Here is a 19,245-nt window from a genome sequence, read left to right on the forward strand (position 1 = left end):
TATAAATGTGCTCCTAGATTCTCGAGAAGCATCTGGGGAGCTCTATCTTCCTGGAGAAATAGTGGTAGCGAAGGGTCATGGCCTCTTTGTGTTGACGAAGAAGGTTCTACTCAGGTGTAGTTTCGGTTACACTGTTGATTCTGCAGGCTTACACAAATTCCCACATACTGAGTTTGAGATCCAGATCGAAAGGGTAAGTTCTTTGAAATCGGATAAGTATTTAGGTTGTTTTGATTCTATGTCTGTTGAATTTCCAATTGAGGTTCGAAATTTTAATAAGGGAGATAGCTTCATACCATATGGTATGAACGAATTTAAAAAATTGAAGAATTATTTTATTGATGAGAAGATACCTAAGTTTCTTAGGTGTCGAATTCCTATTTTCCTTTGTAAGGGCGAGATAATGTGGATTGGAGGAATGAGGGTTGATGAAAGATTTAAGGTTATCGACAAGAGAAAAAAGGTCTTGACCATTCGATTAATTAAACCCAATTTCGAAAAATTGCAAATACAATAGTTTTCACTAAAGGGGTAGGCCACAAGTCTTGCTTCCAAATAATCTTTGACCCCCACCTTCAATCCTCCCCCACAAATGTGGGGGGAGGACTAAGGTGGGGGTATCTCTATCTGTTATTCGAGGCCCCCATTAAAGCCAAGTAACCGGCTCCTAAAAGCCCCGCATCATCCCCTAATTCGCTTTTTTTAATCTCGACATATTCCATAGGAGCCCTAAGGCCCCTTTTCCGTGCTTCAATCAATGCGGATGCAATAAACAAGTCCCATGAGTTTGAGAGACCGCCGCCGATTATTATCATCTCAACATTCAAGAGATTTGTTAGGTTAGCGATTGCCATTCCCAATGCCTTCCCGAATGATTCCCAGATTTCATAAGAAAATTTATCTCCGATTCTTGCTGCCTTGCCTACTATCTCAGGAATATCATGAATGGTCACATGCCTAATTTCGTTTCTTAAAATCGTATTCAGATTTTTATTTCTTAAACCTTCTTTCACCATTCTTCTAATGGCCTCAGCGGAAGCGAAGCTTTCCAGACATCCAAAATTCCCACAATTACATTTTGGTCCATCAGGGTCAATCGTCATATGCCCGATTTCGCCTGCCATGCCATTTACACCTCGCCACAGCTTCCCATTTAGTATTATCCCGCCACCTAAGCCGGTTCCTAGGGTAAGAATAATGAGTGAATTTACGTCCTTACCTGCCCCGAGCCACCACTCCCCAAGGGCCGCACAATTGGCGTCATTTTCTGTGACGACATCGATAGCTGACCCAAGTTCGTGTATAAGCTTTTCTTTAATAGGGTAATCCTTTACTTCGGAGATATTTGGGGCTTGAGTTAATATCCCTTTATCAACATCTATTATCCCGGGAATGCCGATTCCTATACCTGAAATGTTTTCATCTGCTATCATTTCAGTCAAAAGGGATATCAGGTTTTCCATGACATATTCTATGCCTTTTTTTGCGTCGGATGATCTACTCTTACGGCTGACTATTTTTCCGTTTCTATCTATCGAGGCGGCTCTTAGGTTGGTTCCGCCTATATCTACACCGATCACTACTTTATCCATATCGACTCTTCATTGATACTGATTTGAGTTTTGGAACTATTCTTCATCGTTTAATAATTCTTTTCCCGAACTGATTTTAGCATAAATATCGTTAGTATTTATGATTGATAATCAAATGCGGTTGGAATAATTGAATAATTAGTTGTTAGCTCAAACTCGAATTTTGTTGTCACTTCACTTTTATTATAATAATGTATAGGGGCTTTTTACGTTAATTAAATGTATTGCGGGAGAATTTATGGAATATGGTTTAACAGAAGAACAGGAGATGATAAGGAATCTTGCAAGAGATTTTGCGAGAAATGAAATCGCTCCAGCTGCGAATATATATGATAGAACGGCTGAATTTCCTCATGACATTTTATCAAAGGTGCGTGAAGTGGGGTTGATCAATCTGTGTATACCCGAAGAATATGGGGGCAATGATCTAACCCCAATTGAGAGGATTTTAGTAACCGAGGAACTGGCATGGGGTTGTACCGGCATTACAGTTGCTATAACTGTAATTAATAGTCTTGCAGCTGAGCCTATTCTTCTTGCTGGGACAAATGAGCAGAAGAAAAGATATCTGGGAATGCTATCCGAGGGATTGGGTTCATACTGTGTGACCGAACCTAACGCTGGTTCGGATATGGCTTCCATTAGTACTCGAGCCAGGAGAGTCGGTAGAGGATTTGAACTCGACGGACAAAAGACATGGATATCTAATGCACACGAAGCGTCTTTTTTCGTCGTCTTTGCCAGGACCGATTCGGAGGCTGGTCATCAAGGAATTAGTGCATTCATAGTAGATCGAAAATTACCTGGTGTAGAAGTGTCAAAGAAACTCCCGAAAATGGGACAGCGTGCTTGTGATTGTTGTGAAGTGATTTTTAAACGGGTTGAACTTCCACCCGAAGCTCTATTGGGTCAAGAGGGAGACGGTTTTAAACTTGCGATGCGTGTCTTTGACAGTAGCCGTCCCATTATAGGTGCACTTGGCGTGGGACTTTCACAACGAGCTCTAGATGAGTCTCTTCGATTTGCTAAAGGGCGCGAAGCATTTGGTCAATCTATTCTTGGATTTCAGGGGGTTGGGTTTAAAATTGCTGAAATGGCCATGAGGACTCAAGCATCAAGGCTTCTGACCTATCATGCCGCCTATAAAAATGCCATTGGTCAGCGTAACACCCTAGAAGCTTCATATGCGAAGACATTTGCCTCCGACACTGCAATGTGGGCTGCTACCGAGGCTGTTCAGATTCATGGTGGATATGGTTACAGTGAAGAATATCCGGTTGAAAAACTCATGAGAGATGCAAAAGTCCTCCAGATTTATGAGGGGACTAACGAAATCCAGCGGGTCATTATGGTTAGGGAGTTATCGAAGTAGTTATGTTCTACTGGCGGGTTTAGGTCTAGGTATATGACGGGTAGCACACCAGTCCCTTCGACAAACTCAGGGCAGGCTTGCTGGTGTGTGAAATTGCAACGAGCAAGCCTCATTGCCTACCCTTTTGGAAATCAAAAGTTTGGGATAAATTTACACTTGTTGGATAAAAGTACTCACGATGACGGAAAAGGATGGGCATGAAAGCCATTGTCATTGCGAGACTGACACTTCAAATGATTTCAGTGCAGGCTCCGTCAGTCGTGGCAATCTCCTCCTTCTCGATCTCAGGAGATCACTTCGCAATTGCTCGCGATGACGATTTTGGCTTTGATTTTGAGGACTAAAGGCGATCTTCGGATTGCCTCAATTAGATGCGAGACTGGAGGACTGAAGCCCTCCGCTATGCTTTACAACAAATGATCGCGTCGCATGTAATTTTCCTCCATCAGTTGGGGTTCCCTCCCCCTTGAGGGGGAGGAATGAAGGTGGGGTGATTAATTGTTCACCCGTTAATGAGATAATACCTATGTATGTAAAAACATGGTGCTGATTTATTTGCTTGAACCAATTATCATTATGGATGATCATAGTTAACGATGCCGCAACGAAATAAGTACATTTCCTGCTCACAGGTTTCACTAAACGCAAGCGAAGAAATCTTTGCTACTGCCCCAAGGGTAGACGTCTGGTTTTTGTTGGAATACAGGGGACACTGGTCAGATAAGGCCTTTGCCAGTAGTAAGGTTCCCGAAATTGTCAAAAAAAGACTCGAAGAGCATCTCGAAAGAATACCTAATTCACGTCTTCAACTAATAAAAAGACAGAATAATCGTGAGGAAATGTTAAAGTTCTATGTTGTTCTGAGTGATGAATTAGATCCAAGACTTTATGAAGTAGATTTAGATAAATACGAAGATCTGCTGGAATTGGATCTAAGCAGAATCCTGGGGAATGCTCTCTATTTAAGAAACGAGCCTATCTTTTTAGTATGCACAAATGGTGAATATGATAAATGCTGTGGGAAGTATGGCGTGCCTGTGTATTTAGAAGCAGCTAAGAATGAAAATGGTTTCAAGGTATGGCGAACTACTCATCTAGGCGGTCATAGATTTGCAGCGAATTTGTTGCATTTACCATTTGGGATTTATTACGGCCGGGTAAGGGATATCAATGTCGCCAAATTGATAAAGGACTCTATAAATCGTAACATAAAACTCGAACACTACCGTGGTCATTCCTGTTACAATAAAGATGTGCAAGCCGCCGAGTTCTTTTTAAGAAATTTGACCGGGGAAACTGAAATCTCAGCTTTTCAATTTAAAGAAGCTAACCATAAGCGTGAAGGAAATTTAATTTTTGAATTTATTTCAAAATCGGATGGCAAAAGCCATTTTATTCATGTTCAAAAAGATAGGTCTGCTCTGTTTAACTATACAAGCTGTGGGGATGATGAGAAATCTCAAATAGCACAATATAGATTAGTTGATTATAAGTGAAAGGGTGTAAGTATTATCTCTGTTGTTCAGAAGTGCCGTTTAATTTTGAATGTTGTATTGAAATTTCAGGCCATAAATCTTGTGATATAGGAGTATTAAGACCTCGCTGATTTTTTACGTTGATTTTATAAGCGGGTTTAAATCTTGGAATTCCTTCCAGGCCCTTTGAAAATCTTCCATATCTTTTTGTGCTTTGGCCATGGAGTTCATAGCTCTTGTACCTTTCTCAATAATCTCATAAAACTTGACGCTTAATTCTATAGGCAGATTCATCATTTTAAACCACTCCTCATACGGATTTTTCATTGAAATCTCCTTCGTTAGATTTTAAGATCAAACCTTATTAATTATAACGGTAAAGAACAGCCTCTAATATACAATGTAAGTTGGGTTTGGATTGGGAGATAAACAAGATTATCTCCCTATTTATCTGTAATATAAAGTAGTTTCATTGAATAGGGGACGAGCGCAGTTTTACTGAGATGATAATACCAATCAGTAGACGGTTAGAGCCTTAGCCTTTCAATTTCGTTGATTGTGCAGCCCTGAGATGGATGTGTTAGTGTGTCCTTATTCTCAATCAATAGCCTTTTAATAAACCTACCAGCGATATTTGTACCAACCTTGCTTCTTACCCTTATACCACCCCGGAGGGCCATAGATTACGGGGCCGGGCTGGACATAAACAGGAGGTGCAACAATCACGGGAGCCGGCGCTACGTAAACCGGCGGGGGAGGTGCGACAATCACCGGAGCCGGGGCCACTACGACTGGAAGCGGTAAGCCCACGCCTATATTGAAGAAGAAATTTGTCTTCGCCATCGAAGTAGTTGGAACCAGTAAGATCAAGAATAGAATTGCTAATAAAAGGAATCTTTTCATTTCGCATTCCTCCCGATGAAATAGTCTCGTCAATATAAACTCAGGATACAGAAAAAAGGTTTCACGCTGTGAAAATCGTCAGATGTATCTGGAGTGCCCGAGGATGAAACACGAGGAATGCAACCCTATCGGGACAAGAACGTCTCGACTATCCATGATAGATACCGTTGTCAATAACGATAGGCGGGGTTTTCTAACCCCGCACGGGTCAAAGAAACATGCGGAATGGAAACCTGGCCCGGGTATCGTCGAAGGACGGTTTCCCCTACATACGGTGGTAATCATGACGTTTATTAGACAAGCCCGCCGTTCTTGCTGGCGGGTTGTTGTGCGGATCTGCAATACCTTCAGATTTCGGGACAAGAATGTCCCGACTAGTGCGCCTGAGATGGCACATAATCAGAGCGGTGAGAGTCCGCTCCAAGCACACGTTCTCCGGCTTGTAGCCAACTGTAACTGCATTACCGTAAGGTAGGGTGGGAAGCAACAGAAGGCGAACGGTTAGTCCGTAACGTTTAGTGAACTCGATTCGGCCCCATAATGCGGCGAGCCTGCTAGTCAATGGCGAAGCCCAGACCCTGAAGAGAACAGGGAAGTCCACCACGCTGAAGGGTAACGTGCTAAAGCGATGGTGGGGGTTATGGGGTGATTGGAGACGGAATGACTGGAAGGTCATGTGCAGGAATCAGGGATATCCATACGCTGAAATGGTGCGGTGAATGGAAGTCAGAGCCTTCATAGTAGCGATGAAGTCCCGTAATGGGGATGGAGCGAAGGGAGTCCATGTTGACAGCCCTCGATACGGGGGTTGTCAATCGTCGCAACGCTATTGACCGGAGAGCCGGATGCGGGAGATCCGCACGTCCGGTTCGGAGGGAGGGGGAGAGCTTATCACTCTCTTCCTACCCCTATTCCATGTTAAATACCGTTATCAATGACGATAGGCGGGGTTTTCCAACCCCGCATGGCTGGAACGTAAGGAATGGGAGCCTATCTGGACTGAAATGTGCAGTCATGCGCCGATAAGAAGGCGCATCGAGCGTGCACCAGCGAGGCCGGCATGGCGGCTTGCTTTGAGAGGCCTGTCAAATCCAGCGGGTCACCAGTATATCCCCGGCGCGGTCTGCGATTGCCATGATGGTACCGACCGGATGGGCCGCCACGACCGTCGGGATAAGCGATGCATCGACCACGGCCACATTCTCCGTGCCGCGCAAGATCAGGGTCTCTGGATCGACGCTCCCTGCGCACCCGGTCAACACACCCAACTGCGATCCGACGCCCAATGCCAGACCCGCGTGAGCGGCCTGGCGCAAGAATTCTCGCCTGTTACTTCGTGCCATACACAATCTCCTGACTAATGGGTCACACCTTGGGTTATTATATTAATAGCGGTTTGAAGTTTCTTGTTACTGTTGACCTCTTTTCTTAATGTTGTTATAGAAGATGAAACCGTTGAATAATGACCCACATTAAATATCTTTGCTATATCGCTCAACTTCTTCCTACCCAATGTCTGACATAACCTCGTAGCCACCATTCTAGGTATCTAGTTCGTTCGTTTTTCCCTGTTAGCTTCCGTTATATCGAAAACGGGGGACCCATTTAATAGCTATGTTGTTGAAACTGTTGCTTTAGACTGTTGACTCTTCAATTTGATTATAAGCCAGATGAGTAGAAGAGGAACGAGAACGTCCGACCAGAACCATGGCCCTGCGTTGCCGGGGGAAAAATTCTTCGCAACAATCATCTGCCTTATATGCACTATCGCATCTCCCCAAAGCCAGATTGAAATTCCAATGACCGAAGCAAGCCGAAAGCCATAGCTTGCGCTAAAAGCAAGAATACACAGGATTCCAAAGCCGAGGTTTGCTACCGCAACCTCGTGCTGGAATGGACTTGTCTTCCATCCTATTTGTTCAGCCGAAACGGATGGCAAAAAGGCATGTATGAAAAATACGTAAACACCTACGCCCCCCGCTCCGAGAAGCGAAATCCAGCGATAGAGGTTTTCTGAGATTGTGATTCCCAGGGTGCTTCTGCCAGATGGATATGTCACTAAAGCCACTACAACTCCAAGGACGAGTAGAATTATACTAAAGTATTCGAATATTAATTTGATCAACTGTTCCATGAAGTGAATCCTCCTTCGATTAAGGGGGCTGATCCCCTTCAATTCCCCTTCGACCCCTCGATTAAACTCAGGGCTTACTGGTCAGGACAGGCCCTTTAAGAAAGGGAGGATATTTCACCCTGGGGATTTTGAACATTCGCTACTCAACAAATTTCGAGTTTACAGGATCACTGCTCGCACCCCCTGACAATCTCTCCCTCAACACAAATATCCTTTCCTTTACCGCCCTTGATCGTGTCGGTTTCAGACCCGCCGTCAATTTCATCTCTTCCGCCTCCGCCTCTGATAAAATCGTTCCCCTCCTCCCCAAAAATGATGTCATCTCCCCTACCCCCGCGGATCTCGTCGTCTCCGGGCCCTCCCGATATCCAGTCGCTACCGCCCCTTCCTTCGATTATATCATTTCCTCCTAATCCAAAGATGATGTCGCTCTCTGGGGTTCCCGTAAGAACATCGTCTCCCTCTGTTCCAATAATAACGTTTTCCCCTACAATGGGCGGGCTTTGCCTATCGCAAAACTGAACGTCCGGCGGTTTTTGGTTGGCGCAGGAGCCTGCCAGATTTTTGTCAACCGCTGTCCATGCCACATTCCAGTCGCTATTTCTCGGGAAGCACTCAGGGCCCGGGCGATGGTCTTTGTCATCGGCACTGAACTTCTGGCTATCAAGTGTCAATGCAAATCCGACGCAACCAGGCAACTCCCCCTTCGGCCCGCTAAACTGATAGAGTGGGCAATCTATGTCCTTTCCTGCCCAGGTACTGCAGATGTGCTGGGACTCAGCGTGAAATGGATCGTTCGTGGGCAAGCTGGATTGACATGTGTTACCGACCAACTTGCAGAAGCTCGACGGCTGACAGTAATCCGCCCTCGTCTTATCGAAGTCAGATTTGAATTCCGAAAAGTCTGTGCCCACTGTCAGGATACCACTTGAAGACTCGTAGCTTGACTTCAGCCCGTTCCATGAGCTGTCTTCAAACTTCAGCGCCTGGTTCCGGATATCAACTCGCACCGGTTTTATGTGTTTGCTCACATTCGACTCGAAGTCTGGTATTCCAGCCCCTATATATAACTGATATTTCTGCTTGGTTTTCTCAGTGGCAAAGACGAAAAAGACATAATAGGTTTCTCCGGGTTTAAAGACGTTAAGTGAAGTGACTGGTGTGGGTCCGCCGCGACCCTGCTTTTGTCTGTTTTCACTTACTGTGGTGTCAACGTAGTAGCTACCGTTGTCAACCGTGAGCATGCTGCGTTGACCGAAGTTCATCCCCATCATTGGAATAGTACGGTCTTGTTCGCCCTTCTGGATTTCGAGTTGACGTGATAAGGTAACGCCAAAGCAACTCGGGTTTGAACAATCACTGCCCCACGTTGAGCCACAGCTCATGCCGCACTTGGGATACACCACGGTCGATAGGTACTCATAAGGGCTTGTTTTGGCGGTGCCACCGGTTGTTTTGGGGGTTCCGCTGGCCGTCGCTATGTCAAAAGACTCACACTCCGGCGCTTCCACCGGGGCGTTAAAAAATGGGTCTAAATTGACAGATATGGTCTCACCTTCGGTAGGGATTGGGGGACTCTTCAGCCCGGTAAGTGAGCCATCGTCGTCGTTCAGCACAGTCTGGCGATCAATGGAGGTAAATCCAGTGTATATCCCTGAATCAAACGTACAATAGTTCTTTTTAATCTGATCAGTATCCGGATCAAACGTACCAGGTTTCCACAGCGGTTCAATCACAAGATGACGGATGTCGACATTATTAAAGAATAGATTCAAGGAGTGAAAGGCCGGCGGATAGAAAAAACCATTGGGCTGTTTCCACCCGATGGCCGCATTCGGTAGGACGCACTTCCCGCTTTCCTGATCTATGGGAATGCCATTGGCTGCTGTGTACATCCAGCCCGAGTCCCTGGGACAGCTTCCCGGTTTACACTGGGGATCGAGGGGAGTAGTTGTAATGTCGAGATAGGCATTTGAGTCTTGATAGTTAGGACCATCGTATATGTTGAAGAAACGCTGTTGCATCGAGAAGTTACTAACCGGCATTGTTATTCCCTCATTTTTAGATAGACAGTGATCTTCCCTCATCGTTTTATTATCGCACGTGAGCCCGCTGATCTTACCATCACTGCTTTTCAGCGGATTAAAGGGTCCGGCATTAGAGGCGAGAGGATTATCCTCCTGGGTATTCCCGATAAAGACGCTTTTTCTTGCGACCTGCCAGTTCCCTGGAATGACGCTCGATAGGGTGTAATCGCCGCCGGTGACGAAACCGAGCCCACCGTTTTGAGAGTCAGTTAGAACGCTATTTCCGAGCAGGAACCACTTTCCGCGGAGCCATATCGCCGCAAAGTTCTTCTCTGGCCAGTGAAAGGAGGAGGTATACCGATCGAGGATGGTTACAGGGCAAAAGTCTCGGTTGTCAAAAGGTGCGCCGGGGCTAGGTACACCGCATGGAGGTGTCTGCGTACAATCCTGAGTACAGGTATTACCCGTACCACATTGGGCGTCTGTGTTGCAAGGCTGTCCTTTGTTGTTCGAGCAGGTTCCGGTGCAGAGGGTGGGTATCCGTAGACTGCCAATTCGTGGCATCTGGTCCTGCGGTGGGACGGTCGGATTGTCAATGGGACTGAGGTCGCCGAGGCCATTACAGGCATCAGTGGCACCTACGGTGTTAAATGATAGTTGCGCCGAGGTACAGTAATTACCCTTAAATGTTTTAAGTGGGGACGCCCCTGGAAGGGACCTCTGAATGGAGGCGTAGGATTCCCACGCCATATTCTGCGAGGGACCGCTGTTAAGGCTAGGCAAAAGCCAGTAGCAAGTACCGCACGTGGCTGCTCCGACCGCCATGTTATGCTCGAAGTCGTTCCAGCCGTTCATGATCCAGAAAACGGTAGGATTTGCGAAATCGGAATTGTTGGGAGGCTGTGCGATATTTTTGGCTCCCCCCGCTAGGATCCCCGGTACCTTGCGGGGATTTTGGTCGTTAGCAATCGCCGCCCGGGCGAAGATGCCGATGTTGGAATAGAGTTTATTGTTTATCTCGGTGCCGTCTTCCAGATAAAAGCCATGACCTATCGACATATAACCTACGTTCCTTGCGAGTAGTACATCATGGGTTCCGTGCACGGTAATCCACCGTGTCATGGAATCGTGTATGGAAGAGTCTTTTACAAACGTGCCTAGCGGGGTCTTGCGCGCCAGATGGAAGTGGAGAGGATAGTGCCCCATCCGTCCGCCCTGACCCAACTGAAAGAACTCAACCCCCTGCACCTGGAAGGTTTTAAAGCCCTGCCGCGCAATTGTATGTCCACCAATAAAACCGTCAGTTGAAGGGAAGCAGTCGTATACGCAATTCAGCTTGCCTTGGTCGATCGTGTCGCTATTGGGTCCGGAAACAATACGTATGCTCCTACTCAATAGCGCAACGGCGGCGCGTGTCTCGGCCTTCTTGAAATCTAATCCGAGACGACCGGGAATAGAGCTCAGATCGTACATCGTGCCGTTATGACGGAACTGGATCTTCTCCTTTACCGTGATCGTTTTCCCATCCGCGCTCACGGTGTCGACCGTGAGCCGTTCAGAGTGTCCTGGCAGATAATCCGTAGTGGTGACCACCATCCTATCCTCCTTTTGCCAGTCGACCGCGCGGTCCAAAACCAGCGTGTTACCTCCAGGCGTCAAATCATGGCCATCGGCAAGCCTGACCCAGCTTGTGCCGGAATTAGAAGGGTCCGGATTCGTATCCGGATAGGTCGCGCCCTTTTTGCCGAATAATTGAAGAGTGCCCCCGTATGAGACGGCAATCACCTTGTAGCCGAAGTAGCCCTTGGGATCCCCTGTGTCAACCGGGAGGGTGCCATACCTGTAGAAACAATCGTTGACACCGCCCGGGAGATCATCAGCCGTACATTTTGTGGGATTAGGAGGATGGTTTCGGTCCCAGACTGCTTTTGGAACACCGCACATGTCGTCGGTCTTACATGTGATTCCCTTACCCCCCTTGCCCCGGTCCGCACCATAAAGATGTATGGTGATTTCTCCATTGGTGCCGATTGGTTTTTCTGGGGTGCCGGCGATCAAGCTCCCTCCATTTTCCACAAGTATCGACTTCGCCCAGAAGTCAATCTTCGCGTCGTTGAAGGTTAAACTTCCGCCGCTTATGATGTTGATATTTCCGTACTGATAGGTGCCAGCCGGTACCATGCAGGCTTTACTTAGCACCAGATCCTCACCCACAACCGGTTTCGGTCTGAGATTTCCAGCCGGGCATGGATCCGGTCCAGGGTCTCCGGGCTCTTCCTGGGCCGTAATGGATTCTTCCCCTAGCTTACTCTCATTAAAGGAAATCACGTTCGTTAGGTTGGCGTCGGTGAAATTAGCGTTTGCCGTCAGCGCGTTGGTTAAATCTGCCCCGCTCAGGTCGGCATTGGTCAGGTTCGCACCCGTGAGGTCAGTACCAGCTAGAAGCGCGTCGCTGAGGTTTGCGCCACTAAGATCGGCGTTAGAAAGATCAGCACCGGTAAGGTCGGCCCCGCTGAGATTTACATTTGTGAGGATCCCATTGCTGAAATTGGCCCCGCTGAGGTCGCACCCCTGGCATTTGTTTGTATTTAAAACTGTTTGAAATGAATCATCTGACAGGCCTTCAGGGATCGAAAAGATTGTGGCAAATACCTCATCACCGCTGTCGTCGTGCTGTATACGCATCTCATAATTGCCTTCGTTTATGAATTGAGTTACACAGTCGCCATTAGCCTCCACCCTCAACACTTCGGCTCCACTGCTGTCCACAAGGGTCATAGAATGCCTGGATTCTCTGTTGTCATCCTGCCAGCAGAATGTTTGATTCATGCCGCTCGCGTATTTGAAAGGAATAATATCGATTCCGATCGGCCCGGTGTCATTTAGCTCGAAAGTGGAATTTGGATTCTCCAAGAATGTTGCGACGACTCCTGCTTCGGGAACGGCGAACAAGGATGGATCCTTAACGAAATCGTTTTCAGTCAGCGCAGTGCCGGACTGGAGAGACGCGTTATCTATGTTGTTACTACCTGTAAATGATGTGGTTGTGAGAACTGCGGCGGTTAAGACAAGGAAAGCTATATAGAAAAATAACCTTCTATCTTTCATTATTCTCCCCGGAGGATTTTTTTTGAAATCCTATTTTATAACACGATTTGCTCATAAAGTAAACTACTTTTTTGTCGGATATAACATCTTTTATTTACGTTAAAAATTACGAAAATTCTGATAAAAACAGATATAAATCTCTGTTAAGGATATTGACCTTTCTCATCATTAGTCAATACAACTTTGGTTGTATTTAAGGTTGTATTTTGGTTGTATATCGTCGTGAGTTCCCGGGAATGTTCGGGTTTGTATACTGAACGACGGCGTGATAATACGATTAGTCTTTTGACTAAAAGGGATATTAGTTTGATATTTGTAGGAGAGTATTGGGCATAAATAATATTCAATCCTAAACTGCCTGGGCAAGGTGTCATAACAACCTTCGATTCGGTTTTAAAAAATCTATTGACAAACCGTTTCTAAAATAATATTGTGTTGAATGGGCTTGTCTGTCGGGGATCATTATGAAAAGCATAAATATTATATTTTCTGCTGCTGTTGTTCTCCTTTTGCTCTCAACTAATTTAATTGCTCAAGAAACTTCAACTGATGGCTCAGGGAAGAATGAACAGTGGTTAAAAAAACAGGACATAAGTTTGAACGATGAAGTGAATGCTTATGAAGACCGGGATTCTGCCGAAGACACATTAGAATTCACTGAACTCACCGGGCCTTTTACACAGCAGTTTGACTTTAATGAGATGATTAGGGAAAAGATGGCCTGGGACAAGAGCCTATCTTCAGAGAAGTCTTACCTTGTTAGGTGCCGACTATCGGTGGGAGTGATTAAAGCAGATAAGGTAATGGGCGGCGCAATGCTTAAAGTCAAATTGTTTAACTAAGTGGAAGTAAGAAAGATATACAATTATGGAGGTGTAAGAATGGCAGTTAAAAAAGCCGGGGGGGGCGGCAAAGGAGGGACTGTTGTTACGCATGTACGAAGGTATTGAAGTTTATGACGGATGAAGATGTCCCTGCTAACATCGGAATAAGCAAGCCACCGTATAAGAATATAGATGGATATCGTTATATTAATATTTTCGTACGGTTTACCCAGAAGGAAGCAGATGAGCCCCCTGTAGATCTTGGGGTGATCTTCGCATTTGATACCGGAGGCGACATGGGGGCTAGAAGATACGCTAATCTTGAGGAAAACCTTCCGGGACCCCAGAGTACTAACTTCATTGATGTTTCAGGGAGTGCGTCATGGCATGGTAGTCAATGGAAGATTAGCAGCTATATGGCAAGGTTTCCTGTGATGGGTCCCTACGTACAGGTATTTGTTTACAACAGGGCTGCAGTTAAGAGGAAAGTTAGCGTCTGGGCTTACCTCGTATCCTAAATGATCACTCTTTTCTGGCACACACTCCAAACTATAACCCAATTCTTAATCCTTAATTAAGAATTAGGGCAGATTTGCAAAGTTGACAATTTATATTTTTCTGATAGTGTTTTTCACCCCAGGGGGGGTAGCATCCCTAATTTGCTTCAATTAGCAACAAACCAAAGGACTAAATTAACACACACTTGGTTCGAGGATTCTAACTTAGTAGAAACTCTCAACTCAACTCCGCCCTTAACATTTTCGCTCCAAAGGACCCTGTGGCTGCTTAATTTCTTCGCAATTAGGGTATGAAGAAATAAACTTAGCTATCCCCGAATATCAAAAAAAGAGGTACACGAGAAATGGAAATGAGCCATATACTCATCGTGGTAATATTGGGAATAAGTATGATTTCATTGGGTTACGCAGGATACCTGACAAGGTTCGTATTAAGCCAGGATACCGGAACGTCGGCGATGCAAAGTATAAGCAATGCCATAAAAGAGGGAGCGGAAGCTTTCCTTAAAAGACAGTATTCAACAATCATAATGCTGAGTATCGCACTTGCCGTCCTCATTTTTTTACTCTACTGGTTTGCAAAGGGGGATCACGATATGGCATGGCGGACTACCGTCGCTTTTCTTTTCGGTGCGGGCAGCTCGGGAATCGCTGGGTACATAGGGATGTGGATTGCAATAAGGTCAAATATCCGCACGGCAAGCGCCGTTCGATCTAGTCTGGATAAGGCCCTTAGAATTTCCCTTCGGGGCGGTGCCGTTTCAGGAATTACAATAGTTGCCATGAGCCTTCTCGGAGTGGGGATTCTTTTCGTACTCTATGGCGGGTCTTCCAATGACCCTGAGGTTGTAAAACGGGTGCCCTTTCTAATTGTTGGATACGGATTTGGAGCAAGCTTCGTTGCCCTATTTGCACAGCTTGGTGGAGGAATTTACACCAAAGCTGCTGACGTAGGTGCAGACCTGGTGGGAAAGGTAGAGGCAGGGATTCCCGAAGACGATCCCCGAAACCCAGCGGTTATCGCAGACCTTGTTGGCGATAATGTTGGTGACTGTGCGGGGAGAGGCGCAGACCTCTTCGAATCCACTGCGGCAGAGAACATCGGGGCTATGATCCTTGGGGTAGCACTATTCCCTCTTTTCGGCATAAAGGGGATATTCTTTCCACTGGTCGCCCGTGCCTTTGGACTTATAGCCAGCATGATTGGTGTGGCTTTGGTTGGATTAAAGGATGAGAAGGAGGACCCGATGTCCGCATTGAACCGGGGATACTATGTCGCCTGTATATTGGCCGCCATTGGTTTCTACATTGCCACATATATACTCCTAAATAATAATTTCTGGCTCTTCGTCGCGGGGGTGATTGGAATCGTTACAAGCATATTATTCGTTTTTATAACGCAGTATTATACGGAATACAGATATAGACCGGTGCAGTTTATTGCAGAAGCCTCTCAGACTGGACCTGCTACTAACATTATCGCTGGTCTATCAGTCGGACTTGAGTGCACGGCGCTCCCCGTTATAGCAATATCCGCCGCATTGGTGGGATCATATTACTGCGGTGTTCATGGACTTAGGGAATTCACAAATATCTCAACAACGAGCGCCGGCCTTTATGGTACGGCAATTGCCACAATGGGTATGCTGGGTACAGCGGCCTACATTCTCGCAATGGACACCTTTGGACCAATTACAGATAATGCCGGCGGGATAGTTGAGATGAGCAAACAACCGGAGGAGATCAGGGTAAAAACTGACAGGCTTGACGCCGTTGGAAATACGACCAAAGCCCTGACGAAGGGATATGCGATAGGGTCTGCCGCCCTCGCAGCCTTTCTTCTCTTTTCGGCTTACCTGGATGAGGTTTCTCATATCACTGGTAAGGCTTTCGATTCAGTAGACATCGCAAAGGTTGAGGTATTTGTAGGTGGGCTCCTTGGTGCCATGCTCGTATTCCTATTCAGTGCACTCGCAATCAGAGCCGTCGCCCGTGCCGCTTATTATGTTATAGGCGATGTCCGGGCACAGTTTAAGGAAAATCCAGGAATACTTGAGGGAACTTCGAAGCCGGATTATGCTAGGTGCGTAGATATTGTAACAAAGGGCGCTCTCAAGGAAATGGTTCCCCCAGGAATTCTAGCTGTGGGAATGCCTATAGTGGTAGGAGTGATTTTCAGGCAATTTGGACTCGGTGCTGAAACCGTGGCTGCCTTTCTGATGGTTGGGACTATAAGTGGAATTCTTCTCGCAACGCTAATGAATAATGGGGGAGGCGCTTGGGATAATGCGAAGAAATATATTGAAACGGGGGCTTACGGAGGAAAGAGATCAGAGACACACAAAGCATCTGTTGTGGGAGATACCGTAGGTGACCCCTTTAAGGACACGGCAGGGCCTTCAATTCACGTTCTGATAAAGCTATTATCGACAATAACATTGGTTCTCGCGCCTCTTTTTATCTAGAATGTGGGGATGTATGGTACCCCATTTATACAGAGGTTGAGTTTGATTGTAAGGCTTAACAGATACCTCTCAATGTGTGGTATTTCATCTAGGCGCAATGCCGATGAGCTAATTGTTAGCGGGAAAGTCCGGGTTAACGGTGAGTTGGTGAATGAGTTAGGATACAAGATAGACACCGAAATTGATAAGGTAGAGATTGGAAGGAAGATTTTGGAAATTGAAAGAAAGAGGCATGTTTTGCTGAATAAGCCCAGGTTTTATCTTACAGCCCTTGGAAAGGGAGAAGGGGGTAGGAAAACAATTGATGAGCTTATAACAGATATACCGGAAAGGGTTTATCCTGTTGGGAGGCTCGACTATGATACAGAAGGTCTTTTGATTCTTACAAATGATGGTGAACTTGCGCATAAGATAATGCATCCTAGTTACGAATTGATCAAGGTTTATCATGCACATGTAAGAGGGGAGGTAAATAAGGAAACACTTGAAAAAATGAAAAGAGGTGCCGAGCTAAAAGACGGATTTGCAAGGCCAGATTATATAAAGGTTGTTAAATATGATGATAAAGAAGCAGTAATACATATAGCTTTTCATGAAGGTCGCAATCGTTTAGTTAAAAGGTTTCTATCTGAGTTTGGCCATCCTGTATTAAAATTAAAAAGAATATCAGTCGGTCCTATAAAGCTGGGTAATCTCCCTGAGGAAAGGTGGAGAAATTTGACCATGAATGAACTCCGCGCTTTGAAAAAAGCAGTAGGTTGTTAGCTGACCCTCTTAGGCTTTTGGATTTTGATGAGGACGGAACGCCAGACTTTCTCGACAGCAACCAGGCCACTGGAGGTGAAGACGGAGGAAGCAGTGGAGGTTGTTCTATAGCATCAGCAGGAGCAACACCATCAGTTCCATTATATCTTCTGCTTCCTGTTTTTGTTGTAATTAGAAAACTTTGGAGCGGATGTGGGAGTTAGATAAAGTCTTCTCTCTGAGATAAGAATTAGAACGTGCCTAAAATCCGCGCGAACGGGGACAATGTTTTGATAAAAGAAGTACCTGTTGTCACCCCATTTCCATCAAGCTCTTTCAATAATTCATCGGGCAGATTGATTTCCACTAATTCCATTTCCCATTTCCTCCATGGCTTGACAGAGCCATTCGAGATACATTAATATTAAAATGAACAATATTGATTAACAATGTTCAATCTATGTAATTGGAGGGAACCTCCTTGAAGAAACATCCAAAACGTATGGTTAAGCACTTACCAATAACTGAAGCACGACGCCACCTCGGCGAGGTTGTAAAGAAAATCCGAATCAATAAGGATTACTTTGTGCTTGAAAAAGACGGCATTCCTATTGCTGGACTCATGGATATCGATGAGTTCGAGGACTATCTTGAACTTCAAGACCCAAAACTGAAGAAACAGATTCGCGAAAGCTACACTGAATATCAGAAAGGCAAAGCACGCCCTGTCGAAGAATTCCTGACGGAACTTCAAAAGACCAAGTAGCACTAGATCTATGTCCTCTTCCCCTTACCGAATCCTCACTACTCCAACCTTTGAACGGGAAACCCGGAAACTTAAACAAAGAAACCCTCAGATCATCAAGCACCTTGAAGGTATGGTGGAGATCCTTCGCATTGACCCTCGGAATCGCACCCATTCTCACAACATTAAGCAGCTTAAAGGTATGAGGTCTGGGGAAGGACAGTTTCGGATTCGCTCGAGCGAGTGGAGACTGCGTTATGATATTACGGGTCGATATGTGATACTTCATTCCTTCCGACATCGTAGCGAAACGTACCGGTAAGAAACAACGAAGGTTTGCCGACACTTTGGCAAAGTGTTTTTTGTTTGCGATGAAGGTTCATAGTTATCAAAAACAAACGGGTCAAGTCTTGGGTTAATATATTAATAAGGTTTTGAAGTTTTTTATTACTCTCAACCTCCTTTCTTAATATTCTTATAGAAGATGAAACAGTTGAATAATGACCCACATTAAATATCTTTGCTATATCGCTCAACTTCTTCCTACCCAATGTTTGACATAACCTCATGCCTACCATTCTAGGTATATTCTTCTTTCCCTTTCCCCTCTTAGCTTCTGTTATATCGTACACTGGTATTCCAAACCGCTTGCTCACTTCTTCTATTATTAAATGTGCTGGTACCTCTTCAAATATAAGGCTAGCTCCACTTATCTCCCCGGATCTCTCTTCCTCACTTCTAAATATCTTCTTCTTAAATTCATCCCCTCCCAATACCGGCGATAAATGCTTTTTATTATAAAACTCACTAACTCCAATTTCGAGGAATTTTAATTATGATCTAACAAGAAGGGTTTCAAGGAAATTTAATATGATCTAACTCGATTTGTTGACATGAGCTTATTTTTGTGAGATAGCGGGCAGATAAAAGGGTTATGCATAAAATGGGGAATAGTACCGATTATTATATTGTGGGAACAGACACTTTTTTCACTATAAAGAAAGTGAGATGCCCGCACCCCATAAATAAATACACACAGGAAGGAGGTTGAAACAAGGATGAGAAAAAGAACCCATATATTTATAATCATAATAAGTGTTTTGATGTTTTATACAGGCTGCGGTGATGATGGTGAAGACGACACTGCTCCTCCAGGCCTAGGGGGCGGCGGATTTAATTAACATATCTGCTTATTACCCACAGTTCTAGAGGGTTACCGATTTTTCATTGACAAATCCTTGAGTTTGCTTCTAATACGTTTGCGATGACTCTTTCCAGTACTATCCTGGCTCAAACAGATCGCTTCTGGAATATGTTACTACAATTGATTAATCATCC

Annotated in this window: 20 protein-coding genes; 12 read left to right on the top strand and 8 right to left on the bottom strand. The window is 45.3% G+C overall.

Annotated elements, in window-relative coordinates; translation table 11 throughout:
• Nucleotides 1-517, top strand: a 517-nt coding sequence (gene tilS / locus VGA95_11575; GenBank protein ID HEX9667179.1) for a tRNA lysidine(34) synthetase TilS, incomplete at its 5' end; no start/stop codon positions are given.
• A 106-nt stretch (nt 518-623) separates the two neighbouring features.
• Here the strand turns inward: tilS and VGA95_11580 are convergent.
• Nucleotides 624-1,592 (bottom strand): ROK family protein, encoded by a 969-nt coding sequence (locus tag VGA95_11580; GenBank protein ID HEX9667180.1) that lies wholly within the window; start codon nt 1,590-1,592, stop codon nt 624-626.
• 238 nt (nt 1,593-1,830) lie between these two features.
• On the opposite strand from VGA95_11580, the gene VGA95_11585 reads away from it, so the two are divergent.
• The 3 genes from VGA95_11585 (at nt 1,831) to VGA95_11595 (ending at nt 4,460) form a co-directional block, all read left to right on the top strand.
• Nucleotides 1,831-2,964, top strand: a complete 1,134-nt coding sequence (locus VGA95_11585) for an acyl-CoA dehydrogenase family protein (protein HEX9667181.1) — start codon at nt 1,831-1,833, stop codon at nt 2,962-2,964.
• 197 nt (nt 2,965-3,161) lie between these two features.
• On the top strand, nt 3,162-3,308 hold the full coding sequence (locus VGA95_11590; GenBank protein HEX9667182.1) for a hypothetical protein: 147 nt from the start codon (nt 3,162-3,164) through the stop codon (nt 3,306-3,308).
• Between the two features lie 252 nt (nt 3,309-3,560).
• Nucleotides 3,561-4,460, top strand: a complete 900-nt coding sequence (locus VGA95_11595; protein HEX9667183.1) for a sucrase ferredoxin — start codon at nt 3,561-3,563, stop codon at nt 4,458-4,460.
• A gap of 114 nt (nt 4,461-4,574) precedes the next feature.
• Here VGA95_11595 and VGA95_11600 read toward each other — a convergent pair whose 3' ends face one another.
• From VGA95_11600 to VGA95_11620, 5 genes are all read right to left on the bottom strand, one after another.
• Complete coding sequence (locus VGA95_11600) at nt 4,575-4,766, bottom strand: hypothetical protein (protein ID HEX9667184.1); 192 nt, start codon at nt 4,764-4,766, stop codon at nt 4,575-4,577.
• A gap of 294 nt (nt 4,767-5,060) precedes the next feature.
• Nucleotides 5,061-5,342, bottom strand: coding sequence for a hypothetical protein (locus VGA95_11605; GenBank protein ID HEX9667185.1), 282 nt, complete (start codon nt 5,340-5,342; stop codon nt 5,061-5,063).
• A 1,357-nt stretch (nt 5,343-6,699) separates the two neighbouring features.
• Nucleotides 6,700-6,840 carry a hypothetical protein gene (locus VGA95_11610; protein ID HEX9667186.1) on the bottom strand — a complete coding sequence of 47 codons (141 nt, stop codon included), beginning with the start codon at nt 6,838-6,840 and terminating at the stop codon, nt 6,700-6,702.
• Between the two features lie 114 nt (nt 6,841-6,954).
• On the bottom strand, nt 6,955-7,476 hold the full coding sequence (locus tag VGA95_11615; GenBank protein ID HEX9667187.1) for a DUF6790 family protein: 522 nt from the start codon (nt 7,474-7,476) through the stop codon (nt 6,955-6,957).
• Nucleotides 7,477-7,643: 167 nt separating this feature from the next.
• A complete protein-coding gene (locus VGA95_11620; protein ID HEX9667188.1) occupies nt 7,644-12,332 on the bottom strand; it encodes a pentapeptide repeat-containing protein in 4,689 nt (1,562 codons plus the stop codon).
• Between VGA95_11620 and VGA95_11625 the strand changes: the two genes are divergently transcribed.
• The 6 genes from VGA95_11625 (at nt 12,331) to VGA95_11650 (ending at nt 17,386) form a co-directional block, all read left to right on the top strand.
• Nucleotides 12,331-12,588 (top strand): hypothetical protein, encoded by a 258-nt coding sequence (locus tag VGA95_11625; protein ID HEX9667189.1) that lies wholly within the window; start codon nt 12,331-12,333, stop codon nt 12,586-12,588. The genes VGA95_11620 and VGA95_11625 overlap by 2 nt on opposite strands.
• Nucleotides 12,589-13,075: 487 nt before the next feature.
• On the top strand, nt 13,076-13,453 hold the full coding sequence (locus tag VGA95_11630; protein HEX9667190.1) for a hypothetical protein: 378 nt from the start codon (nt 13,076-13,078) through the stop codon (nt 13,451-13,453).
• Nucleotides 13,454-13,566: 113 nt separating this feature from the next.
• Complete coding sequence (locus tag VGA95_11635) at nt 13,567-13,953, top strand: hypothetical protein (protein HEX9667191.1); 387 nt, start codon at nt 13,567-13,569, stop codon at nt 13,951-13,953.
• A 350-nt stretch (nt 13,954-14,303) separates the two neighbouring features.
• Nucleotides 14,304-16,418 (top strand): sodium-translocating pyrophosphatase, encoded by a 2,115-nt coding sequence (locus VGA95_11640; GenBank protein ID HEX9667192.1) that lies wholly within the window; start codon nt 14,304-14,306, stop codon nt 16,416-16,418.
• A 42-nt stretch (nt 16,419-16,460) separates the two neighbouring features.
• Nucleotides 16,461-17,183, top strand: coding sequence for a pseudouridine synthase (locus VGA95_11645; protein HEX9667193.1), 723 nt, complete (start codon nt 16,461-16,463; stop codon nt 17,181-17,183).
• Nucleotides 17,184-17,200: 17 nt separating this feature from the next.
• Nucleotides 17,201-17,386: a hypothetical protein gene (locus VGA95_11650; protein HEX9667194.1), complete on the top strand. Its 186-nt coding sequence runs from the start codon at nt 17,201-17,203 to the stop codon at nt 17,384-17,386.
• Between the two features lie 26 nt (nt 17,387-17,412).
• Here the strand turns inward: VGA95_11650 and VGA95_11655 are convergent, their stop codons facing one another.
• Nucleotides 17,413-17,538 carry a hypothetical protein gene (locus tag VGA95_11655; GenBank protein ID HEX9667195.1) on the bottom strand — a complete coding sequence of 42 codons (126 nt, stop codon included), beginning with the start codon at nt 17,536-17,538 and terminating at the stop codon, nt 17,413-17,415.
• 105 nt (nt 17,539-17,643) lie between these two features.
• On the opposite strand from VGA95_11655, the gene VGA95_11660 reads away from it, so the two are divergent.
• A complete protein-coding gene (locus tag VGA95_11660) occupies nt 17,644-17,928 on the top strand; it encodes a type II toxin-antitoxin system Phd/YefM family antitoxin (protein ID HEX9667196.1) in 285 nt (94 codons plus the stop codon).
• A gap of 242 nt (nt 17,929-18,170) precedes the next feature.
• Here VGA95_11660 and VGA95_11665 read toward each other — a convergent pair whose 3' ends face one another.
• Nucleotides 18,171-18,680 carry a helix-turn-helix domain-containing protein gene (locus VGA95_11665; GenBank protein ID HEX9667197.1) on the bottom strand — a complete coding sequence of 170 codons (510 nt, stop codon included), beginning with the start codon at nt 18,678-18,680 and terminating at the stop codon, nt 18,171-18,173.
• A 285-nt stretch (nt 18,681-18,965) separates the two neighbouring features.
• Here VGA95_11665 and VGA95_11670 point away from each other — a divergent pair, with 285 nt between their 5' ends.
• A complete protein-coding gene (locus VGA95_11670) occupies nt 18,966-19,088 on the top strand; it encodes a hypothetical protein (protein ID HEX9667198.1) in 123 nt (40 codons plus the stop codon).
• Nucleotides 19,089-19,245 lie beyond the last annotated feature (157 nt).

The organism is Thermodesulfobacteriota bacterium, from assembly GCA_036397855.1.
GTDB lineage: Bacteria > Desulfobacterota_D > UBA1144 > Nemesobacterales > CSP1-2 > DASWID01.